The sequence below is a fragment of the Verrucomicrobiota bacterium genome (assembly GCA_016871675.1).
Taxonomy (GTDB): Bacteria; Verrucomicrobiota; Verrucomicrobiia; order Limisphaerales; family VHCN01; genus VHCN01.
The window spans coordinates 16518-39396 of sequence record VHCN01000027.1; the positions used below are offsets into that span (position 1 = coordinate 16518).

The window sequence follows — 22879 nt, forward strand, 5'->3', positions numbered from 1 at the left end:
CGAAACCATTCAACCGTCGCGTTGTTGAACAGCCAACTCATCCCATCGACACCATGAAAGCCACCCTCGCCCTCGCACTCCTGACTTCCGCGGTCGCGCTTCCCGCCGCGCAGCCGACCAAGGCGCAGCTCGACAACTGGGCGCAGTGGCGCGGGCCGCTCGGCAACGGTGTCGCGCCGAACGCCACGCCGCCCGCGGAGTTCGGCGAATCGCAAAACCTCAAATGGAAGGTTGCCATTCCCGGCGAGGGCATCTCCACGCCCGTCGTCTGGGGCAACAGGGTTTTCCTCACCACGGCCGTGAACACGGGAAGGAAACCCGAGGCCAAGGCCGGCGGGCCCGCGCCCGCGGCGAAGGTCGAGACGCCGGCGCCGAAGGCCGGCGCGCAGCCGTCGCCGCAGGGCGGGCGCAAGGGCAAGGGCGGTTTCGGCGGCGGTTTCGGCGGCGGCGCGGCACCGACGGAACTTTATCAATTCACCGTGCTTTGCCTTGACCGCGCGACGGGCAGGACGCTGTGGCAAACGACCGCTCGCGAGGAAGTCCCGCACGAACCGCGCCACGGCACGAGCGCGTTCGCCGCGGCGTCGCCGGTCACGGATGGCGAGCGGCTTTACGCGTTCTTCGGGTCGCGCGGGCTGCACTGCTACGACCTCGACGGCAACCTCAAATGGAAACAGGAGTTCGGCACGATGCGCTTCCAGCCGCAGTGGGGCGAGGGCGCCTCGCCCGCGCTGCACGGCGACGCGTTGCTCGTGAACTGGGACCACGCGGGCTCGGACTTCGTCGCCGCGCTCGACAAACGCACCGGTTCGCAACTCTGGCGCACCGAGCGCAACGAACCGACATCGTGGACGACGCCGTTCGTCGTCGAGCATCAGGGCAAGCCGCAGGTGGTCGTGAGCGGCTCGGGCATCATCCGCAGCTACGACCTTGCGAATGGCAAGGAACTCTGGGAGTGCGGTGGCATGGGGGCGAACACGATCCCGACGCCGGTGACGCTCGATGGCGTGTTGTATTGCATGACGGGCTACACGACGACCGCACTCCGGGCGATCCGGCTCGGCCACTCCGGCAACCTGACGGAAAAGGCCGACGCCATCGTGTGGACGCTTTCGCGCAACACGCCTTACGTGGCGTCGCCGCTGCTTTATGGGGACCGGCTGTATTTCTTCTCGCGGCTCAGCGGCGCGTTTTCGTGCTACGACGCGCGCTCCGGCAGGCCGCACTTCGACGCCGAGCGCTTGCAGGGCATGGGGAACATCTACGCCTCGCCGCTCGGCGCGGCCGGCCGTGTTTACACCGCGGACCTCGGCGGAAACGTGCTCGTGCTCAAGGACGGCCCGGTCGTGGACGTTGTCCACGCCACGAAGCTCGACGGCGCGATCGCGGCGTCGCCCGTGGCGGTGGGGAAGGAACTGCTGCTGCGGACAAAGGGGAGTCTCTACAACTTCGCGGCCAAGTAGCGGAACTGCGGGGCGATCAACCGACCGCGTCGGCGACGACTTGCGCGGGCCGGGAGGCGGGCTTGGGCTTGAGAACCACCTCGATGCCCTCGCGTGCGGCTTCGACCTTGAGCTTGCTGCCGGAACTCACGGCGAGTTGCCGGCCGTGCGCGGCCATTTGGGCGACCTTCGTGTCGTCGTGGCCGGGGTCGTGGTGGAAGAGGAACAATTGCTTCACGCCGGCGCTGTTCGCGATGGTCACCGCGTCGTCCACGCACGAGTGCCCCCAGCCAACGTGCTTGAGGTATTCCTGCTCGTCGTACTGGGCGTCGATGATGAGGATGTCCACGTCGCGCAGGAATTCGATGAGTTTCTGGTCCTGCCGGCGCGCGTAGTCGATCTGCGTCTCGGCTTCCTTCTCGGTCATGATGCCCGTCTGGCTCTTTTGGCGCACGAAGAGCTCATTGTCCGGAATGAACGCGATGGAACCCGCGCTGGTGAACAGCCGGTAGCCGACGCAGATGCCCGGGTGGTTCATGAACTGTGCCTGCACGCGGACGTTGCCGACCGCGAACTCGAGGTCCTTCAATTCCTGGATGCTGATGTTGCCCGGCATTTCCGGCATCGTGATGGGGAAGTAAGGGCTTTCCATCTGGCTGGCGAGCGTCTGCTCGAGGCCCTTGCGGGCGCCGGTCGGGCCGAGGATGCGGATGCGGTTGCGCGGATTGTAGGCCGGGATGAAGAACGGAAAGCCCTGGATGTGGTCCCAATGCGTGTGCGTGATGAGCACCGTGGCGGCGATTGGTTCGTCGGGATACTTCGCCACCCACTCCTGCCCGAGCGGGCGGATGCCGGTGCCCGCATCGAGTATGATGCGCTCGCCGTCGGCCTGCACTTCGACGCACGCGGTATTGCCGCCGTAATAGGCGGTTGCGGGACCGGGAGTCGGCAGCGAACCGCGCACGCCCCAGAACTTCACGCGAATCGGCTGGTTCGTCGAAGGCGTCGGCGAGGCCGCGTGCTCGAAACTCGAGCGCGGCGTCTGCTGGCTGCGGAGCTGGAAGGTCGTGCCGCTCGGCCCGCCGCTGGTGAGCCCCTCGACGAGGCGCAGCATTTCCTCGGGGTCGATGGGCTTGGTCAGGTAGTCATCCGCGCCGGCCTCGAAGGCATTCTGCCGGTCCGTGGCGTAGGTGCTCGCCGTGCTGATGACGATCTTGGTCTGGCGGACCTGGTCGTTTCGGGCGCGGATAGCCCGGCAGACTTGGAAGCCGTTGCAGCGCGGCATCATCAGGTCGCACACCACCACCTCGGGCTTGTGCTCGGCGATCATGGCGAGGCCGACTTCGCCATCTTCCGCCTGGAGCACTCGCCAGCCGGCTTTCTTGAAAGCCCATTGAACGACTAGGCGGGCACCACGGTCGTCGTCGATGACCAGAACGGTTTTCATTCAGGCTTCGGTGGCATCCTGTGCTGCGTCGTGCCGGATGACAAGCCGGGAAAACTCAGCAAATCTCCGCAGGTGCCCGCCCGGAACCGGGAAAGAGGGTCTTTCTGGTTGCGACCCGCCGCCACCCCGGCCATATCATCCCGCCCGTGCTTTCAAAGGTTTACTCCGCCGCCGTCCAAGGCATCGAGGCATTTCCGGTCGAAGTCGAGGTCAACGCAGGCTGGGGCGAGACCGTCATCGTCATCGTCGGCTTGCCGGACGTGGCAGTGAAGGAGTCCCGCGACCGCGTCACCACGGCGCTCACCAACTCCGGTTTCAAGTTCCCGATGGGCCGCACGACCATCAACCTCGCGCCCGCCGACGTGAAGAAAGAGGGTCCGAGCTTCGACCTGCCCATCGCCATCGGCATGCTCGCCGCCAGCGAGCAAATCGAGACCGATCAGCTCGACAACTTCGTCCTTGTCGGCGAGCTCGCCCTCACGGGCGCCGTCCGTCGCGTCAAGGGCGTCCTGCCCATCGCACTCCGCGCGAAGGCCGACGGCAGGGCTGGCATCATCGTCCACAAGGACAACGCCGCCGAAGCCGCCGTCGTCGAGGGCTTGCAAGTCATCGCCGTCGAGAACCTGCGCGAAGCCACCGGATTCCTCGAAGGCTCCGTCAAGCTCGCGCCCACCCGCGTGGACCTCGCGCGATTGTTCGACCAGCCGGCCGAGGACGACCTGGACTTCGCCGAGGTGAAGGGGCAGGAATCCGTCAAGCGCGCGCTCGAGATCGCCGCGGCCGGTGGCCACAACGCCCTGCTCATCGGCCCGCCCGGCACGGGCAAATCCATGCTCGCGAAACGGCTGCCGACCATCCTCCCGCCGCTCACCCTCGCCGAGGCACTCGAGACCACGAAGATCCACTCCATCGTCGGCGCGCTCGCGCCGGGCCGGGCGCTCGTCACGCGCCGGCCGTTCCGGGCGCCGCACCACACCGCCAGCGACGCCGGCTTGCTCGGCGGCAGCATCAACCCGACGCCCGGCGAAATCTCGCTCGCGCACAACGGCGTGCTCTTCCTCGACGAACTGCCCGAGTTCAAGCGAACCGTGCTCGAGACGATGCGCCAGCCGCTCGAGGACGGCAAAGTCACCATCTCCCGCGCCGCGGGCACGATGACATTCCCGTCGCAGTTCATGCTCCTCGCGGCGATGAATCCCACGCCCGACGGCAAGATGCCGCACGAGTCGAAGAGTTCGCCGCGCGAAATCCAAAACTACCTCGGGCGCATCAGCGGGCCGTTGCTCGACCGCGTGGACCTTCACGTCGAGGTGCCGCAGGTGAAGTTCCGCGAGATGCAGGCCGCGCGCCCCGGCGAGCATTCGGCGGCCATCCGCGAGCGGGTCATCGCCGCGCGGCGGATCCAGCAGGAGCGCTTCACCGACAAGCCGAGCATCACGTGCAACGCCCGGATGGGCACGCGGGAGCTGAAGGCCTTTTGCGCGCTCGACGACGCCGCGAACGAGCTGCTCAAGTTCGCGATGGCCGACATGAACCTGAGCGCGCGCGCCTACGACCGCATCCTCAAGGTCGGCCGCAGCATCGCCGACCTCGCAGGCTCCGGGCGCATCACCAGCGAGCACGTGAGCGAGGCCATCCAATACCGGACGCTCGACCGGCAGTTGTGGGGATGAACCCGGGACCGACGGCCGGAATCGAGGCGTTCCCGCGTGCCCACCCCGGCGCGGCGCGAGCGCCCGGCGGCCTGCCGCATTCGTCTCCGCCCCGGTTCCGACCGCGCAGGAGCCGGTGGCTTCTTGCTGCGCTTTGCGCCTGCGTCGCAACGGGATCACGCGCCGAGGAAACACAACTTCGAACCGGCCTCACACTGCGATTCCCGTTGACGGAATCCGTGAGCCTTTTCAGCTACGCGGAACTCGGGATTTCCGACCGCACGGTGAACCCAAGCCGCTACCTGCTCCGTCAGGGCGTGACATGGCAGGCCCGGACCAATCTCTCATTGCAACTCAACCATGTGTTCAGCGAGAGCGAATCGTTTTCGGCCGCGGTGGGGCACGACGTGTTCAGGCAGCAGCAGCGCGTGGAAGCAGCGGTCACCCCGAGTTTCACGCTCGGCGACCGGTTCACACTCAACGCGCGGACCCGCCTCGAACACCGGTGGCTCGAAGGTCAGGCCAACAACCTCCGAACCCGGCACCGCTTCGAGCTTGAACATCCCGCGGGAGCGTGGCTCCCGGCAGCGGGGTTCTTTCACAGCTACGAGTTCTTCTTCGACTGGTCGGCGAACCGCAACAGCGCCCATCGGGTCCTGCCCGCGGGCATCTCGTGGGAATTCGGGCCGAGGACGGACGTCCGGGCCTACTACTACATCGAGCGCAGCCGCGGCGGTGGCGACTGGGAGAACCGGCACGTGTTCTTCACGCAGTGGTCCTACTCGTTTCGTTGACTCCGCGCCTCGCGCCAGTCACTCGACCTGTTCGTCGGCCTTCAGTTCACGCAGCCTGATGTTCCTCCATTGCACCGAGAACGGCCCGAGGCCCGCGCGGATGCTGTGGACCTGCAAGCCGATGAACCCGCTCTTGTCGAGCGAGTCGCGGAAATCCGCGCACGCCACGCCATTGACCCACGAGCGGATGCGGGCGCCCTGCGCGACGATGCGATACGTGTTCCATTCGTTGTCCTTGAACGCCTTCTTCGCCGCGTCGGATTTCTTCTCCTGTTCATCGAGGAAGCGCCCGCGCCGCGCCTCGTCGTAGAAACTGCCCGACGTGCCCCTTTCCGACTCGGCGATTTCGCACTGGTAGCCAAACACCGTGCCCGCCGGCCGTCCCTTCTTGTTCTTCGCGCCCTCGGGGACGGTCTCCTTGTCGTAGGTGTGGCTGCGAATCTGAATGCCGCTGTTCAACGCCTTGTCGCACTTCACGTCGAGCACGAGCTCGAAGTCGCCGTAATCCTTCCTCGTGCAAAGAAACGTGTTCGGGCTGCCCTCGACCGTCGTGCCGACGATCGCGCCGTCCCGCGCCTCATACTTCGCCTTGCCGCCCTTGACCTCCCAGCCCTCGAGCGATTTGCCGTCGAAGAGCGGCGTGAATCTCGTCGCGTCAGCGCCCAGGACGAGCGAGACGATGGAGGCAAACAACCCGACAGCGAGCGGTGAGGTGAGGCGTGGATTCATGTCCGCATCATCGCGAAGCCGCTTGAAGAGTCAACCGCGCGAACTTCACGTGCCGAGGCCCGCCATGCGCCGCTTTCGCGTGGACGCCTCCGCACCGGATTGGTAGCGTCAGCCCACTCGCCCATGAATCCTCCCTCTGCCTACCTCGCCGAGTTCGCCGGCACGATGCTGCTCATCCTGTTCGGCGACGGCGTGGTCGCGAACGTCGTCCTCGCGCGGTCCAAGGGCAATGGCGGCGGCTGGATCGTCATCACGGCGGGCTGGGCGCTCGGCGTCACCGTGGCGGTGTATGCCGTCGGCGCGTTCAGCGGCGCGCACTTGAATCCCGCCGTCACCCTGGGTCTCGCCGCCATCGACAAGTTCGACTCTTCGCTCGTGGCCGGCTACATCCTTGCGCAACTCGCGGGCGCGTTCGCGGGCGCCGTGCTCGTGTGGCTCGCGTATCATCCGCACTGGGCGGCGACCGACGACAAGGGCGCCAAGCTCGCCGTCTTCTGCACCGGCCCGGCCATCCGCAACCTGCCCCTCAACCTGCTCACCGAGGTCATCGGCACATTCGCGCTCGTGCTCGGCGTGCTCGCCATCGGCACGAAGGCCAACCTCAGCCCCGAGTTCGGCTGGGACAAGGGCTTCGGCCCCGCGCTCGTCGGCGTGCTCGTGTGGGCCATCGGACTTTCGCTCGGCGGCCCGACGGGCTACGCCATCAATCCCGCGCGCGACCTTGGCCCGCGGCTAGCCCACGCCGCGCTGCCCATTGCCGGCAAGGGCGGCTCCGATTGGGCCTACGCCTGGGTGCCGGTCGTCGGTCCCGTCATCGGCGGCGTGCTGGGAGCGGCCGTCTTCAAGCACGTGTGGCCGCTGATGGAGGGCGGCTTCCTCACGGGTTCCGGCCGCTAGCGCGCGAACGCTCCATGCCCGCGCGCCCCCAAGTCGTCGTCACCGACTTCCTCGAAGAACCGCTCGACCACGAGCGCCGCATCCTCGGCGACCTTGCGGACGTGACCGCGCTTTGCAGCCGCCACGAGGACGAACTCGCCGGCCGCATCGAGGACGCCGACGCGGTGATGGTCTATCACTTCCTTGGGCTTTCGCAGAAAACCCTCTCCCGGCTCCGCCGCTGCAAGCTCATCGTCCGCTGTGGCGCGGGCGTGGACAACGTGGACCACGCGTTTGCCGCCACGCGCGGCATCGCCGTCGCGAACGTGCCCGACTACGGCACCGAGGAAGTCGCCGACTCCGCCATCGGCCTCGCGCTCGCGCTCGCGCGCGGCTTCCACCGGCTCAACAGCCGGCTGCGCGCCGGGCGCGGCGAGTGGTCCTACACGCAAGCCGCTCCGGCGTGGCGGCTCCGCGGGCGCGTCTTCGGCATCGTGGGCATCGGCCGCATCGGCACGGCGTCAGCCCTGCGCGCGAAGGCGCTCGGCATGGACGTCGCCTTCTACGATCCCTTTGCGCCCGAGGGCCGTGACAAGTCGCTCGGCGTCCGGCGCGTCGAGTCGCTCGACGACCTGCTCGCACAGGCGCACGTGCTGAGCTTCCACTGCCCGCTCACACCCGACACGCGCCACATGCTGAACCGAGACAACATCGGAACGATGCGCAAGGGCGCGTTCGTGGTGAACACCGCGCGCGGAGCCGTCGTGGATGGGCTCGCCGTGCTCGACGCGCTCGGCAACGGCCATCTCGGCGGCGCGGCCATTGATGTGCTCGAATCCGAGCCGCCGCCGGGCGACGACCCGCTCGTGATGGCATGGCGCAACCCGGGGCATCCCGCACACGACAGGCTCATCCTCAACCCGCACGCGGCGTTCTACTGCGAGGAAGGCCTGCTCGATATGCGCCTCAAGGGCAGCGAAAACGTCCGCCGCGTCCTCCTCGGCCAACCGCCGCGCAATGTCGTCAACGGCGTCGCCTGAATTCGCAGCGCGCGGCACTGCTCACGACTGCTTCAACATCCGCTTGTCCCCGTCGCGCCGCGTCACGCCGTCGCGGTCGAGCCGTTCGAGCAGCGGAATCAGGATGCGCCGGCTTGTGCCGAGAGACTGGCGGATGTCGCTCGCCGTCGCCGGCCCCTTCGCGCGAAGGTGCGCCTTCACCGCCTCGGTCGCGCGGTGGAAACTCTCCGCGAGCAGCACCACGTCGTCGCCCAATTCCACCGCCTCGCCCGTGTTGAGCAGGTAGCGCAGCGCCTGTTGCGTGAGTGCGTCGGGCGCGAGTTCCTTGCGCGACGGCGGTTCGAGCGGCTTCGCGGCGAGCGCGCCGCGGACCTTCGCGCCCGCGGACCGCAACTGCGGCGGCAACGCGAGCTTGTGCGAGCCGCGCCGGATCGAAGTGCCGCTCTGGGCGAAACCGCCCGCGCACAATGCCGCGACGAGCGGGTCGAACAGCTCCGGCGCGGGCAGCGACTTGAGCATGCCGGTGCGCAGTTCGCCGAGCGGAAGCCCCGGCCGGTCGGGATGCGCCTTGTGCGCCGCCTCAATCAGGCTGCCCGCGCGCTGCTGCAACGCCTGCCACCAGGCCGCGTCCACGAGCCACTCGCCGACCATCAGCGCGTGCTTCTCCGCGACGGCGCGGTGCACGGCATCCGTGATTTCCGCCGCGCCAAATCGGCTCTTCGCGAGCGACCCGGCGCGCTTGCGCGCGGCGTCGCGCGTGAGTTGCGAGCGCACGAGCGCGTCCAGCGAATCCGGCGCGGACGCGCGCGCCTGCAGAAACTTCAGCCGCGCCGCGCTGCGCGCCTGCCGCCGGCTCGCGTCGGGGTCGAGCAGGATGCCGCCCGCGAGCGTGGCCTGCTCCGACCAGTCCCGGATGATGAAACGGTCGCCAATGAACGCGAACACGGGCGACTCGAAACGCAATTGCGCCAGCGCCCGGGCGCCGGGCGCGAGCGACTTCGTGTCCAGCAACTGTGCGCGCGCCGGCGTGTTCCCGCTGCCGTGATGGACGCGCACCAGTGTGTCGTCCTTGAGCGGTCGCGCCGCGGCGACCTTGAAGGCGGGCCGCTCTCTGCTGCGCGCGCCGGATTCATCGGCCGCCTGCACGCTGACAAGGCGCGCGGACTTCTCGATGACGACGTCCCACGTGTCCGTCGCCGCGCCGAATTCGGCGAGCGTGATGACTTCGCCGCGCGCGATGGCGTCCACGCCGGCGGTCGCGCCCTGCACGTCGGGCACGTTCACCGCGGTGCGCGTGCCGGGCACGCTCGCCTCGACGTCGCTGCTGTGGTTTTGGAGGCTGCGGATTTTTGCCGCGCGCGAACCGGGTTGCACCACGACGGCCTGCCCGCGCCTGAGCGCGCCGCCGATGAGCGTGCCGGTGACGACGGTGCCGATGCCGCGCAGCGTGAACACACGGTCCACGGGCAGCCGCGGCTTGCCGATGTCGCGCGAGCCCGGCGCGTCCGCGAGCGCGCGGGCGAGGGCGGACTTGAGTTCCTCGATGCCGCGACCGGTGACGACCGAGGTCGGGACAATCGGCGCCCCGGCGAACGGCGTGCCCGCGAGCTGCGCGCGGAGCGCGGCGATGCTCGCGGCTTCGTCCTGCGCGAGGTCGGCCTTGGTGAGCGCGACGACCGCGCGCCCCACGCCGAGGTAGGTGAGGATTTGGAGGTGCTCCTCGGTTTGCGGCATCCAGCCGTCGTCCGCGGCCACGATGAACAGCGCCAGGTCAATCGAGCCGACGCCCGCGACCATGTTCTTCACGAAATCCTCGTGACCGGGCACGTCCACGATGCCGACGTCGAAGGTGGGCTGTGCGGCGCCGGCGTTGGGAGGTGCAAGCCGGAGGTGCGCGAAGCCGAGATCGATCGTGATGCCGCGCGCCTTCTCCTCGGGCAGGCGGTCCGGGTCCGTGCCGGTGAGCGCCTTGACGAGCGAACTCTTGCCGTGGTCCACGTGCCCGGCGGTCGCGACGATGAAGTGCTTGCTGGCCACGGCGCGGGATTGTCGGGGAGGCGCGCGGGAATTCAACTGCAATGCGGCGCGCGAGCCCGCCCCGCGTGGCGGCACCTACGGCCACGCCAGGGTGAGTGTCGCGAACACGCCGTGCGCGGTGTAGTCGTAGGCGGCGCCGGCGGCGGGCTCTGCGTATTGGAAGAAGCCGTATTGGAGGTTGCCGGTCGCGCGCTTGCCGAGGCGGCGGGTCACCCCGGCGAGAACGCCGTGGCGCTCGAACTCCGCGCCCGCCGGCAAGCCCGTCGCGACGTTGTTCTGCCCGTAGTCCGCGCGTGAAAACGTGTGGCTTGCGCGCAAGTCGGTCGACTCGTTCAACGTCCACGTCACGCCCGCGATGGTGCTCAGCACGCCGCCGCGAAATGGCACCACGTAGCTCGCACCGTTTTGTGCGGTCGCCAGCCGGCTTTCGGCGTAGGAGCCGCTGACGTGGAACAACCAACCGTTCCACGGTGCGAACTGGTGTCCGGCGCTCCATACGTGCGCGTCGTAATTCCCCGCGGCGATCGCGCCGCCGGGCGTCAGCGCCGGGTAGCCATCGGTCGCGGTCGTGTAATCCGAGGCCGTGAGGCGATACGCAAGCGTCGTGCGCCACCAGCTCGCGGCCCGAAGGGCGAGGCGCGCCTCGAGTTCGTCGGTGTCGGTGTCGCGCAGCCGCAGGAATCCCGGATACGGATGCCCGGCAGCCGGGACGACCGGGTCGATGTGGGTGTAGTCGGTCCGCTTGCTCCGGTGCCGGGCCGTCACGCTCAGCGTCACGCGTTCCCACGGCGCGGCGTGGATTCCCGCGCGCCATTCGCGCCAGTCTCCGAGCGCGTCCGTGCGCCGGAGAAAGGGCTCGTTGCCCGCGGGTTGCTGCTCGAAGATGCCGTGATCCTCCTGCTCAAAGCGGCCTTCGGCGAAGACGACCGTGTGCGGCAAACCCGTCCAGCGGAGCGCGACATGCTCGCTCACGCGGCGCACGTCCAGGTCGCTGCGCTGCGGCGAGGCATCCGGAAACGGAACGCCGAAGAACACGACCTGCCGGTCGGCATCGCCCAACCCGCGCTGGCGCGTGAACTCGCCCTGCGCCGCGGCGGACACGGTCAAGCCGCGCCACGGCCCGGCGAGGATGCTCGCGCTCATGAGATGAGATTCCCGCTCAAGCAAGAGCTGGTTCGCGAACCACCGCTCGCCATCCACCGTGGCGCCGGCGAGGTCGGTCGTCACCTGCGACAACGCTGCGTCCGCCGAAACGCGCGAGTAGAAATACGCCGCGGAGCCCGTGAGCCATTCCTTGAACTCGCGTTCGACGCGCAGCGTGTCCGTGCCCTGGAAGCCGCGATGCGCCTCGCGCGTGGACACGAACCGGTCCGGCACCGCGCCCGGCGTCGTCACGAGGCTGACCGTGCTCTTGCGCGTCGCAAGGCCGGTGAATTCCGCGCGGAAGTAGTTTTCCACGCGCGTCCCGTCGCGTTCGGCGTCGAGGTCGAACCGGATCACGTGCGTGTGCTCGGCGATTTCCTTGAACGCCGGGAAGATCGCCTTGTTCACGCCGCCCTGCGTGGAGTCGCCCCACTCGAGCGTCGACATCGCGCCGTCGCGGAACAGGTATTCGTAACCGACCACCATCCGGGGCAACTCCGGCCGGGTGAGGCCGAATTCGATCCACGCCCGGCCCGTGTCCAGCGAAAGATCGCGCCCGAGTCTGAAGGACGGCGTGCCGAACGGCGCGTAGTCGCCGCCCGTGTCGTGGTAGTAGCGGCGGAACTGCTCGATGCCGCCGCGGACGAATCCGGCGTCGCCGCGCTCCCACGCGAGCCTCATGCGGTAGTCGTCGTCGAGTGGCAGCGCGCGCGCGTGGAGCGTGAGGCGCGTGTCGGGGTCGGGTTGCTGCGAGAGTTCGAGGCGCTCGAGTCCCGCGCCGAGCCCTTCGCGGAAGCCCCAGTGCTCGCGGAACACACGCTCGTTTCCGCTCACGCCCACGCCGCGGATGAACATCGCGATGCCGTGGCTGAAGCTGGACGTGGCCGATGCGGCCGGCCATGCGGCGCCTGCATCGATCCACGCGCGCAGCGTTCCAATCTCCTCCCGCGTGAGCGGCTCGCCCTTTCCCTTCGGAGGCATCTGCATGTCTTCGACGAGTCCCGCGACGTAGTGGATGAGCGGACTCCTTGCGCTGTGGCCGGGAATCAGCGCCACGCCGCCCGCGCCGCCCTTGAGCGCGGACGCCGCGTTGTCGAGGCGGAAGCGGCCCTTCGGCCGCGCGGCGCCGTGGCAGCGGAGGCAGGATTTCTCGAAGATCGGCTGGATGTCGCGCGCGAACTCCACCGGCGCTTCGGACGCGGGCGGAAGTTTTGAGAAATCGGGCGGGGCGGAGAACAGACGAAGGGACGTGAGACAAAGAGCGATGGCCAGATGCGGGATGCGCGATGCGGAATGCGGAACGCTGGAAACCGGATCCTTCCCCGTGATGTCACCCCGCGCGCTCATTCAGTATCGCAGCTTGTGGTCCGCGTTGGACCCGTGGATTGAAGTGTGGCACCCCGCGGACCAGCAGGTGCCGCGGCGCATGAAATCGGTGTGGCGCGTGGAGCCGATGTAAATCTCACCCGCCGGAAAACCCGCGCCCTGCACCTGCGCGTGACAGCGGAGGCAGAGGTTCGCGTCGCGTTGCGTGAGCAGCTTGGCGTTGATGGACCCGTGCGGGTTGTGGCAGGTGGTGCAGCCTTCGCGAAGCGCCTGATGCTCGAAGACAAACCGCCGCGACTGCTCGCGGTGACATTCGGCGCACGATTCGTTGAGCCGCGCGAGCGCGAGGCCGCGCGACGGCTTGCGGATGTCCGCGCCGTGCGGGTCGTGGCAGTGCGCGCAGTTCAGCCGGCCCCCGCCGAGCGGGTGATGATGCGGGAGGTTGAACTCCGCGTGCGTTTGCAGGTGGCAGTCGAGGCAAACCTTGGCGTCATCGCGCGGGTTGACGATCCAACGCCGGTCGCCACCTGATGCGATGTGGCGGCTGCCGGGCCCGTGGCAGGACTCACAACCGGTCATGCCCGCGCTGCGCCCGGATTCGCGATGGAACTTCCCGTGCGCGCTCGCGGCAAACACGCGCGTGTAGTTGGTGTGGCACTCGGAGCAGGACCGGTTGCCGGTGAAGTGCGCGCCCTCGACTTGCGGCGGGATCGCAACCGTGCGCCGGACGCTCGAGCACGAGAGCAGGAGCGCCGACGAGATCGCCGCGGCGAACCCGGCCGCGAGTGGCCATGCAAGGCGTGCCTTCATGCGTCGGCACCGAAGCATCGGGAATCAAAGGCCGGCACGGGGAAAAGCACGCCGGGAGTGTGGGGAAGGCGTCCGGTGAATTCAAGCCGCGGGGCGTCGGTTGGCCGAGTTGGGGATTGAGCCGGACACGTCGCGCCCGTATCCTGCCGCGCACCCGAATGAAACTTCTCCCCGTCCTGTTGCTTGCGGCCACGGTCGGTCCGACAACAACGACTCGCGCCGCGGACGCCGCGACGAACCGCTTCAGCTTCGCCGGTCCGGAAATCTTCCCGTTGTCGCCGCAGATTGTCGGCCTCGCCGCTGCCGACCTCGATGGCGACGGCAGGCTCGACTTGATCACCGCAAACAACACGCAGTCGAAGATCGCGCTGCTCTACAACCAAACCGGCCGCACCAACCCCGCGCCGCGTGCCCGCGCCGCGAAGCGCGAACTCAACGAGCTTCCCGCCGACGCGCGTTTCCGCATCGAGTCGATCGCCTCGGAGAAGCGCATCACGAGCCTCGCCGTCACCGATCTCAACGGCGACGGCCGGCCCGACATCGCCTACTACGGTGAGCCGCGCGAGTTGATCGTGCTCACCAACCGCGGCACCAACGGCTGGAGCCAGCCGCGGCGCATCCCGCTCGACGACGGGCAGACCACCGCGGGCGCGCTCACGCACGGCGACCTCAACGGCGACCGGCGCACGGACCTGCTGCTGCTGGCTGAAACGCACCTGTGGTTCATCGCGCAGAAGGCCGACCACGGGCTGGCCGAGCCGGTGAAGATCCCGTTCACCGGCGGCATCAAGGCCGCGCAGGTGCTCGACATCAACGGCGACGGGCGGGACGACTTGTTGCTCGTGAACTGGGACAACGCCGTGCCGTTCCGGTTCCGGCTCCAGCTTTCCGATGGACAACTCGGGCCCGAGGTGCACTTCCAGCACCCGCCCGTGCGCGCCTACTGGGCCGATGATCTCGACGCCGACCGCCGCGCCGAGATCATCACGATCGCGCAAAACTCGGGCCGCGCATCGGTGGCCAACTTCATCCAGAAGCCCGCCGGGCCGCTGCTGGCGACATTCAAGCTCGGCCAGTTCGCCGTCACGCCGCTCGGCAAGTCCGAGAAATCCCGCCGTGGCGTCGCGTGGGCCGACGTGAACGGTGACAAGCTCACCGACCTTGTCGTGGCCGAGCCGGAGAGCGGCCAGCTTGCGATCACGCTGCAGAATGCCGACGGCAGCTTCGGCGCCACACGGCGGTCCCCGACTTTCACGGGCGTGAGCGACGTCGCGATCGCGGATTGGGACGGCGACGGCCGGCCGGAGATTTTTCTGCTCAGCGCGGATGAGCGGCAGGCCGGCGTGACGCGGCTCGAGCCGAACGGCCGCGTCGGCTTCCCGCGAATCCTCCCGACCGATGGCAAGCCGCTCGCGTTCGCCGCGGGCGCGCTCAAGCCCGGCGCCCGTCCCGTGCTTGCGCTCATCGTGGACCACGACGGCCGCCGCGCGCTGCAGGTCCACTCCGCGGACGGCGCGCGCCGCGAGCAGAAGCTCGCCGAGTCATTCAAGTCGAACCCGGCCGCGCTCGCCGTTCACGACGCGAACCAGGACGGCTTGCCCGACCTCGCCATCCTCACGCCTTATGAAAAGTTGAAGCTCCTGCTGCAAGCCGCGGACAAGGACTTCGAGGAAGTGGACGTGACGCCGCCCGGGGGCGCGACCGAGCAGCCGTGGTTCAGCGCGGCGGACGTGGACGGCGACGGCAAGCCCGAGTTGCTGCTCGCGCAGAAGAACTTCGTCCGCGCCGTCGTGCTCGCGCGCGAGTCCAGACCCGCGGGCGGCGACGCGAAGTCCACGTGGACCTTCACGGTGAAGGAGCAGATCAACGGGGCCGCGCCGAATTCGCGGATCGTCGCCGCATTCGCGCTGCGCACCGGGAGCCAGACCGTCCTTTTCCTGCTGGATGCCGAGCGCAAGTCACTCTCCGCCTGCGAGCGGGATTCCGCGGGCGTGTGGCAGATCGTGAAAAATGCGCCGCTGCCGGTCACCGATTTCAATGCGCTCGCGCCGATCGCCGGCGCGGGGACGCAACCTGCGAGCCTCGGCTTCATCGGGCTCAACGCCGCGGCCTCGCTCGCGTTGCACGGCAACGTGTGGGAGTTGAAGGAACTCGACAGCTACGAAACGCCGATCAAGGACGGCCGGCTCATGGACGTGGTGACGGGCGACTTGAACAAGGATGGCCGCAAGGACCTCGTTTTCCTCGAGACCGCGAAGAATCACCTCGACCTGGTGACGTTTGACCCGCCGCACAAGCTCACGCCCGCGAACCGCTGGCAGGTGTTCGAGGAGCGGACCTTTCGCAGCCGCCGCAGCGACCTGCCCGAACCGCGCGAGGCGCTCATCGTGGACGTGACGGGCGACGGGAAGAACGACCTCGTGGTCGTCGTGCACGACCGGATCCTCGTGTATCCACAGGACTGACCGCGCGCGGCGGCTTATTGCGCGGCCGGCATCGCGTTGGTGGTGGCGCCCTCGAATCGGATGACCGTCTCGCCCGGCTTGGCGTAGCCGAGCCGTTCGCGCGCGAGGCGTTCAACGGTCCGTGGGTCGTTGCGCGAGGCGTGGTCCGCGGCCTTCAACTGCCGCTCCTCCGCGGCTTCGGCTTGAAGCTGCTGCTCCTGCTCGTAAGTCACCCGGCGCATGCGCTCCTGCTGGTGAATGAGCGGCAGATACTTGATCACGACAAACGCAATGCCGGCCACCAGCAGCAGGCAGCAAACGCCCCGGCTCAGCCTGTCCCAGATCGTCACTCCCGGTTTCACCGCGCCTGAGTAAACCAAACCGCAGGCTTGCGCGGAAGGGGAATCTGAATCCCGCCGGCGTCGCCCCTCGTCTCCGCCCTCGCAGTGAAGCCCGGCGGGTGATAAACCACCCGCGGTATGAACGGGACGCTTCACCTCCACGGCCGCGACGCATGAATCTTCTTGTCACGGGCGGCTGCGGATTCATCGGATCGAACGTCATCCGCCATGTGATCGACCGGCCCGGGGTGGCGCGCCTCGTCAATCTCGACGCGCTCACTTACGCGGGACACTTGGAGACCGTGGCCGATGTTCAAGCCCATCCCAAATACCAGTTCGTGCGCGCGGACTTGCGCGACAAGTCCGCGGTGCGACAGGTCGTCCGCGGCCACGACATCACTCACGTGCTCCACCTTGCCGCAGAATCGCACGTGGACCGGTCGATCGCGTCGCCCGGGATTTTCATCGAGACGAATGTTCTTGGGACCTTTCATCTGATCGAGGCATGTCGCGAGCATTGGGGGCCCGCCGCGCCGGGCGGGAGATTCGTGCACGTTTCGACCGACGAGGTGTTCGGCAGCCTTGCCGGCGGCGGCGCGTTCACGGAGGCGTCGGCGTTCGCGCCCAATTCCCCCTACGCCGCGAGCAAGGCCGCGGGTGACCTGCTTGTGCGCGCCGCGCATCGGACTCACGGTTTCCCCGCAGTGATCACGCGGGCATCGAACAATTTCGGCCCGTTTCAGTATCCAGAAAAGCTCGTGCCCGTGGCGATCCGGAATCTTGCGTCGTGCAAGCCGGTCCCGGTTTACGGCGACGGGTTGCATGTGCGGGATTGGTTGTTCGTCCGCGACCACGCCGAGGCGCTGTGGCGTGCGGTGGAGCGCGGCGGCGCGGGCGAGTCCTACAATATCGGCGCGCGGAACGAACTGACGAACCTCCAACTCGTTGAGCGCGTGTGTGACCTCGTGGACGAACTCCGCCCGAGGCAGGCCGGCTCGTCGCGCCAGCTCATCTCGTTCGTCGCTGACAGACCCGGACACGACCGCCGATACGCGATGGATCCGGCGAAGATCGAGCGTGAACTCGGTTGGCGCCCCGCGCATCGGTTCGACGATGCCCTGCGCGAGACCGTCCGTTGGTATCTCGAGAATCCGGAGTGGATCCGCACCGTCACTGCGAAGACCCCGGATACGGGACCGGGAATCGGCCCGGGAAAAACCTTGCGCGGGTGCAGGGCGGACGGACAGCGTCGCGTCGTTTGAACCAGCCGCCATGCTTCGTGACCTTCTTGCCCGAGCCGGAGTTTACAGGGGCTTCTCCAGCCTCATCGGGGCGGCGCGCGGCAGGCGGGTCCACATCGAACAGCACATCCGGCCGCGCGCGGGCGACCGCGTGCTCGACATCGGCTGCGGCCCGGCGGACATCCTCGAGGCGCTGCCGCCCGTGGAGTATCACGGGTTTGACTTGAGCGCGGATTACATCGAGGCCGCGCGAAAGCGGTTCGGCGGGCGCGGAACATTTCACGTCGAGGCGGTGGACGCGGAGCAGGTGAAGCAATACGCGGGCTTCGACCTCGTGCTCGCGACGGGCGTGGTGCATCACTTGACGGACGCGGAGGCGCTCGACTTGTTTCGTGTCGCCGCCGCCGCGCTCAAACCCGGCGGCCGGCTCGTGACGCTGGATGGCTGCCTCGTCGAGGGGCAATCGCCGGTGGCCCGCTGGCTTCTCAAACGGGACCGCGGCCAGTTCGTGCGCGGGCAAGCGGCTTATCTCGCACTGGCCCGCGCCGTCTTCAGCAAGGTGCAGCCGACGGTCACAACCGGATTGCTGCGCATTCCCTACACGCATCTCGTGATGGAATGCTCCGACCCGGTGGGGGACTGAGTGCGGCAGACCGCGGAGCGGGCGCGCCGGCGCGCGTCACGCACTCCGCCGGGCCTCGATGCCGTGACTTGACTCGACGATGTAGCGCGGCCGGCCGCGGCTTTCCTCGAGCGTGCGCCAGAGATATTCGCCGAGCATCCCGATCATGAGCAGCTGCACTCCGGACAGCACGAGCACCACGCAGATGAGCGCGGTCCAGCCTTCCACCGGCGCGCCGAAGAAAATGCGCCGCACGATGAGGAACGTCGCGTAAACAAATCCGAGCAGGGCGAAAAGCATCCCGCTCGCGCTCATCAGCCGGATCGGCGCGTAGCTGAAGCTCACGAACGAATCCAGCGCGAGCCGCAGCCGCTTCGAAAAACTCCACTTGCTCGCGCCCGCGCGGCGCGCGGCCTTCGTGTAGGTGATGCTCGCCTGCTCGAACCCCATCCACTGGATCAGCACGAGCAGCGATGTGTTGCGCTCGGGCGCGTTGCGCAGCGCCTCCATCACGAGCCGGTCCACGAGCAGGAAATCCGCGCCCGTCCTGGGCAGCTCCGCAACGGCGTATCGGCGCATCAACTCGTAATAAAGCCCCGCGAAGAACTTGTTCAGCGCGCTCTCGCCCTCGCGCTCGCCTCGCACGGCCCACACGACCTTCGCGCCGGCGCGCCACGTCTCGACGAGCTGCGGCACGGTCTCGGGCGGGTCCTGCAAATCGGCGGCGAGAATCACCGCGGCTTCGCCTGTCGCGTGTTCAAGCCCGGCGGTGAAGGCCTTGTGCGAGCCGAAATTGCGCGAGAAGCGGAGCCATTTCACCCGCGGGTCCTTCGCGGCAAGCGCGCGCAGCATCTCGGGCGTGCGGTCGCGCGAGTGGTCGTCCACGAACACGAACTCGACCTCGAGGTCGAGCGCCTTCCAGTCGAGCGCGCTGAGGCGCTCGTGAAGGGCCGGCAGGTTCTCCTCCTCGTTGTAGGCGGCGATGACGAGTGAGAGCTTGTTCATGCGCGACCCGCCTTTGCCTCGGTCTTCCAACGCTCGACATCGTCCTTCACGGAACGCACCACGCGCGCCGGCACGCCCGCGACAAGCGAGTAGGGCGGCACTTCCATTCCCTCGCGCAGCACCGCGCCCGCGGCGATGACGGAGTGATGACCGACTTTCGCGCCCATCAGCACCACGGCGTGCGTGCCGATGAAACAGTGGTCGCCAATCTCCGTGGGCTGGCGGTCCACCGCTGCGTGCGCCCGCCCGGTGAGGCAGCGGCGGACGGTCGAGTGCGTGAGGATTTGCGCGCCGCAACTGATGTCGCATCCGCGGCCGATCCTGAGCCCGCCCTGTCCATCAATCAGCGTGAACGCGCCGATCCAGGTTCCCTCGCCGATCTCCGGGTTGCCGGTGATCCACGCCAGCGGGTTGTAGGGGTTGGGCGGCAACGGAGCCGCGGCAGCCGGGTTCATGGTGCGCGCAAGTTGTCCCACAAAGCGCCGGGCCGCGCAATGCTCGCGCCCCGGGTGGGCTCCGGCCGCGGTGAGTGCGGCCAGACGTTCCGGACGCGACAGACGGAAGCCAATCCGCTCACGGTCCGTTGCGGGGCGCGTGAAGTGAAGGCCGCGTTGCTTGAAGCACCTCGCGAATGCCCGCGGCCCGAGCCACTTCGGCCAGCCGCACGAGTCGCTCGTGCGGCACCGTCTTGTCCGCCTGCACCACCAGCGTGAGGTCCTGGCGGATGGCGCGATAGCGGGCCGATGCCGCCGTGAGCTGCGTTTGCAAATCGGCCTCGGTCACGACCTGGTTCGCAAAGTAGAGCTGGCCGGCGTGGTCCACCGCGACGACGAGCGTCGGGTTGAGCGTGCCGGGAAGCGCGTCCGTCGCCGGGAGTTCGATCCGCACGCCCGTGGTGAACACGAAGTTCGGCTGGAGCAGGGTGAACATGAGCAGCAGCACGAAAACGCACGCGAACGGCGCGACGTCGAGCTGGGTGCGGAGAATCTTCGCGTTGCGGGTGAATCGCATTCGGTTTGCGCCCGGGGCCGCCGGCTAGCGGCCGCCGTCTTTCGGGCCGGGCCTTTCCGTTACGAGGTTGAGGATTTCCGTCGAGCATTTTTCCATGTCGAGGACGATCTTGTTCACGCGGCTCACGAGGTAATTGTATCCCGCGTGGCACGGGATCGCGATGGCAAGGCCGACGGCGGTGCAGATGAGCGCTTCCCACACCCCGCTCGCGAGTTTGCTGGTGTGCGTGAACTGCCCCTCGCTCTGGAACACGCTGAACATGCTGATGAAACCCATCACCGAACCCAGCAGGCCCATCAACGGCGCGATCTGTGCGATGGTCGCGAGCAGGTTCAGCTTCTCCTCCAGCCGCGGCACTTCCACGAGGCCGGCGCCCTCGAGCGCCTCGCGCACGCCCTCGCGCCCGCGGTCGCGCGCGAGAATGGCCGTCTTCACGAGCCGGGCGACCGGCCCGGGCGTGGCGTCGCAAATCGAGATGGCCTCGACCACGTTGTCGCGCTTGAGGACGGTGCGCACGCCGTTGAGGAACTCCGCCGAGTTGATCTGCGCGCGGTGATAGTGAAGCAGCCGCTCCACAAACACCGCGATCGCCACCGCGCTGGTGAGCAGCAGCACCCACAGCATCGGCCCGCCTGCGAAGAGCGGAAACCCCGCCGCGCCCTTCGCGGCCGATGGCACGGCATTCGTCGTCACCGCGGCCATCAGGGCGGGGGCGTTCGCGACGGCGGTAAGGATCATCGTCGGCAGCATGGTGAGGTTATAGGTGGACACTTCGCGAAGTTCAAAGTTCAAAGTTCGAAGTTCCGCGCGATGCGCTCCCGGTGGCGTGGGAAACTCGGCAACTTGGAACTTGGCACTGGGAGCCTGGAACTCCATCTTTCGCGCATGGAACGACCCGACCAGCTTCGCGAACTGTTCCGCATGCAGCAGTCGCTCAACGAACGCATCGGCGTCCGCACCGACGGCATGAGCGAGGAGGAGAAGACCAAGTGGGTGCTCAACTACTGCCGCGCGATGTCCCAGGAGATGGCCGAGCTCACCGACAGCGTCCCGTGGAAGTGGTGGGCGAAGTATCAGAAGTTCGACGAGCAGAACGCGCGCGTCGAGGTGGTGGACCTGTTCCACTTCCTCATCAGCCTCGCGCAAGTGCTGGGCATGAGCGCGGACGACGTCTTCGCCGCCTACTGCAAGAAGAACGAGGTGAACTTCAGGCGGCAGGACACCGGCTACGCGGTGAAGGACGAGCACGACTCGAAGCACATCTGACCCGGACTGGTTGAACGATTCCGATGGTCGCCAAACCCACGCCCCAGCCGACACTCCGCGTGCCGTTGCGTCTGCGCAAGGAAGTGCAGACCGTGCTCATCACACGCGCGCAGATTGCCCGGCGCGTGCGCGAACTGGCGCGCGGCATCCAGCGGGATTTTGCCGGCAAGGATCTCGTGGTTGTCTCCCTGCTCAACGGCACGGTGATGTTCCTCGCCGATCTTATCCGTCACCTCAACATGCCTCTGCGGCTCGATTTCATGGGCGTGTCCAGTTATCGCGAGGGCACGCAGGCGCGCGAGCTGTTCTTCACCAAGGAACTGCGCCTCGAAGTGCGCGGGCGCGACGTGCTGCTTGTGGACGACATCCTCGACACGGGCAAGACGCTCTCGTGCGTGCTCGGCAAGCTGGCCGAACTCAAGCCCCGCGAGATCAAGACCTGCGTGCTGCTGGACAAGCCGTCGCGGCGCGAGCAGGACGTTCAGGCGGACTACGTGGGCTTCGAGATTCCCGACATGTTCGTCGTCGGCTACGGGCTGGACTACGCGGAGCGGTATCGGAACCTGCCATTCGTCGGCGTGCTCAGGCCGGAGACGTATCGGACGTGAGGCGCAGGGCGCAATGCGTAAAACGTAACCTGAGCCGACCGCACTTACGTTTTACGAGTTACGCATTACGTTTCCACTGTGACCATCCGGATACAATTCTACTCCTACTTCGCCGACCTGACCGGCTGCGGGCAGGCGGGTGAGGAGTTGCAGGCGGGTGCGACTCTCGGCGACCTGATGCTTCGCCTGCACGCGCGCTTCCCGAAGCTCGCCGCGATGGACAAGTCCACGCTCATTGCCGTCGGCGTCGAGTATCAGCCGCGCAGTTACGAGCTGAAGGACGGCGACGTGGTGAGCCTGTTCCCGCCGGTGCAGGGCGGATGAGTTTCGGATGTTCAATTCCCAATGGCCGGTTTCATGAAGCGCGAGCTGAACATCACCAGCGACCCGGTTGATGAGGCGGCACTCGTCGCGCGGCGGCGCCTGGGCGCGGGCCTGGGCGCGGCGGTGTGTTTCACCGGCGTCGTGCGCGGCGACGAGGAGGGGCAGCGCATCTCCGCCATCGAATACACGGCGTTCCAGCAGATGGCGGAGCACCAGTTCCACAAGCTCTTCGACGAGATGGCCGCGCGCTGGCCGGTCGAGAGCGTGCGCCTCGTTCACCGGCTCGGCGTGGTGAAGGTCGGCGAACCGTCGCTTTGGGTCGAGGTGGTCGCGCCGCACCGGGGCGAGGCATTCGCCGCGTGCCAGTGGTTGATCGATGAGATGAAGCGCGTGGTTCCCATCTGGAAGCAGCCGCTGCCGTAGGCGTCGCGGTTCGGTCGGCTTCTTGGTGGGTTCTCACCCAAGCTGTCGCCGATACAGCGCGTCGAGCTTGTCGAGCATCGCGTCGAGGCTGTGATGCTCCTCGACCATGGCGCGGCCGCGGGTGGACATCGCGGACGATTGCTCGCGTTGCTCGATCACTTCGCGAACCGCCGCCGCCAGCGCCGCCGCATCGCCTGACTTGAAGATCCGGCCCGTCTCGCCGTGACGGATGATCTCGGGAATGCCGCCGGTGTCGCTGCCGACCACGGGCGTGCCGCACGCGAGCGCCTGCAAGCCTGCTTGCGGCACGCCTTCGTGC

24 protein-coding genes are annotated in these 22879 nt (G+C 67.8%); 12 read left to right on the forward strand and 12 right to left on the reverse strand.

All coding sequences use genetic code 11. The annotated features are described in order from the left end of the window. The first annotated feature begins 53 nt into the window (after window positions 1-53). Window positions 54-1463, forward strand: a complete 1410-nt coding sequence (locus FJ386_07805; GenBank protein MBM3876607.1) for a hypothetical protein — start codon at window positions 54-56, stop codon at window positions 1461-1463. 16 nt (window positions 1464-1479) lie between these two features. On the opposite strand, the gene FJ386_07810 is transcribed toward FJ386_07805, so the two are convergent. Then, window positions 1480-2889: a response regulator gene (locus FJ386_07810; protein ID MBM3876608.1), complete on the reverse strand. Its 1410-nt coding sequence runs from the start codon at window positions 2887-2889 to the stop codon at window positions 1480-1482. Window positions 2890-3035: 146 nt separating this feature from the next. Between FJ386_07810 and FJ386_07815 the strand changes: the two genes are divergently transcribed. Together FJ386_07815 and FJ386_07820 are read left to right on the forward strand one after the other, a co-directional pair. Next, complete coding sequence (locus tag FJ386_07815; protein ID MBM3876609.1) at window positions 3036-4562, forward strand: YifB family Mg chelatase-like AAA ATPase; 1527 nt, start codon at window positions 3036-3038, stop codon at window positions 4560-4562. Next, window positions 4559-5335 carry a DUF2490 domain-containing protein gene (locus FJ386_07820; GenBank protein MBM3876610.1) on the forward strand — a complete coding sequence of 259 codons (777 nt, stop codon included), beginning with the start codon at window positions 4559-4561 and terminating at the stop codon, window positions 5333-5335. The genes FJ386_07815 and FJ386_07820 overlap by 4 nt, the downstream gene beginning before the upstream one ends. Before the next feature lie 18 nt (window positions 5336-5353). Here the strand turns inward: FJ386_07820 and FJ386_07825 are convergent, their stop codons facing one another. Then, window positions 5354-6064 carry a DUF1080 domain-containing protein gene (locus FJ386_07825; GenBank protein MBM3876611.1) on the reverse strand — a complete coding sequence of 237 codons (711 nt, stop codon included), beginning with the start codon at window positions 6062-6064 and terminating at the stop codon, window positions 5354-5356. A gap of 123 nt (window positions 6065-6187) precedes the next feature. On the opposite strand from FJ386_07825, the gene FJ386_07830 reads away from it, so the two are divergent. Together FJ386_07830 and FJ386_07835 are read left to right on the forward strand one after the other, a co-directional pair. Next, window positions 6188-6961 (forward strand): aquaporin family protein, encoded by a 774-nt coding sequence (locus FJ386_07830; GenBank protein ID MBM3876612.1) that lies wholly within the window; start codon window positions 6188-6190, stop codon window positions 6959-6961. 14 nt (window positions 6962-6975) lie between these two features. Further along, window positions 6976-7980 carry a C-terminal binding protein gene (locus FJ386_07835; protein ID MBM3876613.1) on the forward strand — a complete coding sequence of 335 codons (1005 nt, stop codon included), beginning with the start codon at window positions 6976-6978 and terminating at the stop codon, window positions 7978-7980. A gap of 21 nt (window positions 7981-8001) precedes the next feature. On the opposite strand, the gene selB is transcribed toward FJ386_07835, so the two are convergent. The 3 genes from selB to FJ386_07850 are packed head-to-tail and all read right to left on the reverse strand — an operon-like array spanning window position 8002 to window position 13044. Next, a complete protein-coding gene (selB, locus tag FJ386_07840; protein MBM3876614.1) occupies window positions 8002-10071 on the reverse strand; it encodes a selenocysteine-specific translation elongation factor in 2070 nt (689 codons plus the stop codon). After that, entirely contained in the window at window positions 10072-12486 is a 2415-nt protein-coding gene (locus tag FJ386_07845) for a hypothetical protein (protein ID MBM3876615.1), read from the reverse strand. Beyond that, window positions 12487-13044: a hypothetical protein gene (locus FJ386_07850; GenBank protein ID MBM3876616.1), complete on the reverse strand. Its 558-nt coding sequence runs from the start codon at window positions 13042-13044 to the stop codon at window positions 12487-12489. A gap of 212 nt (window positions 13045-13256) precedes the next feature. Here FJ386_07850 and FJ386_07855 point away from each other — a divergent pair, with 212 nt between their 5' ends. Then, on the forward strand, window positions 13257-15740 hold the full coding sequence (locus tag FJ386_07855; protein MBM3876617.1) for a VCBS repeat-containing protein: 2484 nt from the start codon (window positions 13257-13259) through the stop codon (window positions 15738-15740). Here the strand turns inward: FJ386_07855 and FJ386_07860 are convergent. Next, window positions 15658-15855: a hypothetical protein gene (locus FJ386_07860; GenBank protein ID MBM3876618.1), complete on the reverse strand. Its 198-nt coding sequence runs from the start codon at window positions 15853-15855 to the stop codon at window positions 15658-15660. The two genes, FJ386_07855 and FJ386_07860, sit on opposite strands and share 83 nt — an antisense overlap. Continuing rightward, window positions 15755-16222, reverse strand: coding sequence for a septum formation initiator family protein (locus tag FJ386_07865; GenBank protein ID MBM3876619.1), 468 nt, complete (start codon window positions 16220-16222; stop codon window positions 15755-15757). Before FJ386_07865 ends, FJ386_07860 begins: the two co-directional genes overlap by 101 nt. A gap of 11 nt (window positions 16223-16233) precedes the next feature. Between FJ386_07865 and rfbB the strand changes: the two genes are divergently transcribed. Both rfbB and FJ386_07875 read left to right on the forward strand, forming a co-directional pair. After that, window positions 16234-17322 carry a dTDP-glucose 4,6-dehydratase gene (rfbB, locus tag FJ386_07870; protein ID MBM3876620.1) on the forward strand — a complete coding sequence of 363 codons (1089 nt, stop codon included), beginning with the start codon at window positions 16234-16236 and terminating at the stop codon, window positions 17320-17322. Next, complete coding sequence (locus tag FJ386_07875) at window positions 17174-17944, forward strand: class I SAM-dependent methyltransferase (GenBank protein ID MBM3876621.1); 771 nt, start codon at window positions 17174-17176, stop codon at window positions 17942-17944. The genes rfbB and FJ386_07875 overlap by 149 nt, the downstream gene beginning before the upstream one ends. A 36-nt stretch (window positions 17945-17980) precedes the next feature. Here FJ386_07875 and FJ386_07880 read toward each other — a convergent pair whose 3' ends face one another. The 4 genes from FJ386_07880 to FJ386_07895 all read right to left on the reverse strand — a co-directional run bounded on the left by FJ386_07880 (window position 17981) and on the right by FJ386_07895 (window position 20641). Further along, entirely contained in the window at window positions 17981-18928 is a 948-nt protein-coding gene (locus tag FJ386_07880; protein ID MBM3876622.1) for a glycosyltransferase family 2 protein, read from the reverse strand. Continuing rightward, entirely contained in the window at window positions 18925-19383 is a 459-nt protein-coding gene (locus FJ386_07885; protein ID MBM3876623.1) for an acyltransferase, read from the reverse strand. The genes FJ386_07880 and FJ386_07885 overlap by 4 nt, the downstream gene beginning before the upstream one ends. Window positions 19384-19501: 118 nt before the next feature. Beyond that, window positions 19502-19939 carry a hypothetical protein gene (locus tag FJ386_07890; protein MBM3876624.1) on the reverse strand — a complete coding sequence of 146 codons (438 nt, stop codon included), beginning with the start codon at window positions 19937-19939 and terminating at the stop codon, window positions 19502-19504. Window positions 19940-19963: 24 nt separating this feature from the next. Continuing rightward, a complete protein-coding gene (locus tag FJ386_07895) occupies window positions 19964-20641 on the reverse strand; it encodes a MotA/TolQ/ExbB proton channel family protein (GenBank protein MBM3876625.1) in 678 nt (225 codons plus the stop codon). A 183-nt stretch (window positions 20642-20824) separates the two neighbouring features. Here FJ386_07895 and FJ386_07900 point away from each other — a divergent pair, with 183 nt between their 5' ends. The 4 genes from FJ386_07900 to FJ386_07915 all read left to right on the forward strand — a co-directional run bounded on the left by FJ386_07900 (window position 20825) and on the right by FJ386_07915 (window position 22560). Continuing rightward, entirely contained in the window at window positions 20825-21205 is a 381-nt protein-coding gene (locus FJ386_07900; GenBank protein ID MBM3876626.1) for a dUTPase, read from the forward strand. 23 nt (window positions 21206-21228) lie between these two features. After that, on the forward strand, window positions 21229-21813 hold the full coding sequence (gene hpt, locus FJ386_07905) for a hypoxanthine phosphoribosyltransferase (GenBank protein MBM3876627.1): 585 nt from the start codon (window positions 21229-21231) through the stop codon (window positions 21811-21813). Window positions 21814-21891: 78 nt separating this feature from the next. Then, window positions 21892-22137, forward strand: a complete 246-nt coding sequence (locus tag FJ386_07910; protein MBM3876628.1) for a MoaD/ThiS family protein — start codon at window positions 21892-21894, stop codon at window positions 22135-22137. A gap of 33 nt (window positions 22138-22170) precedes the next feature. Next, window positions 22171-22560 carry a molybdenum cofactor biosynthesis protein MoaE gene (locus tag FJ386_07915; protein ID MBM3876629.1) on the forward strand — a complete coding sequence of 130 codons (390 nt, stop codon included), beginning with the start codon at window positions 22171-22173 and terminating at the stop codon, window positions 22558-22560. Window positions 22561-22593: 33 nt separating this feature from the next. Here the strand turns inward: FJ386_07915 and FJ386_07920 are convergent. Next, window positions 22594-22879, reverse strand: a 286-nt coding sequence (locus tag FJ386_07920; protein MBM3876630.1) for a glycosyltransferase, incomplete at its 5' end; no start/stop codon positions are given.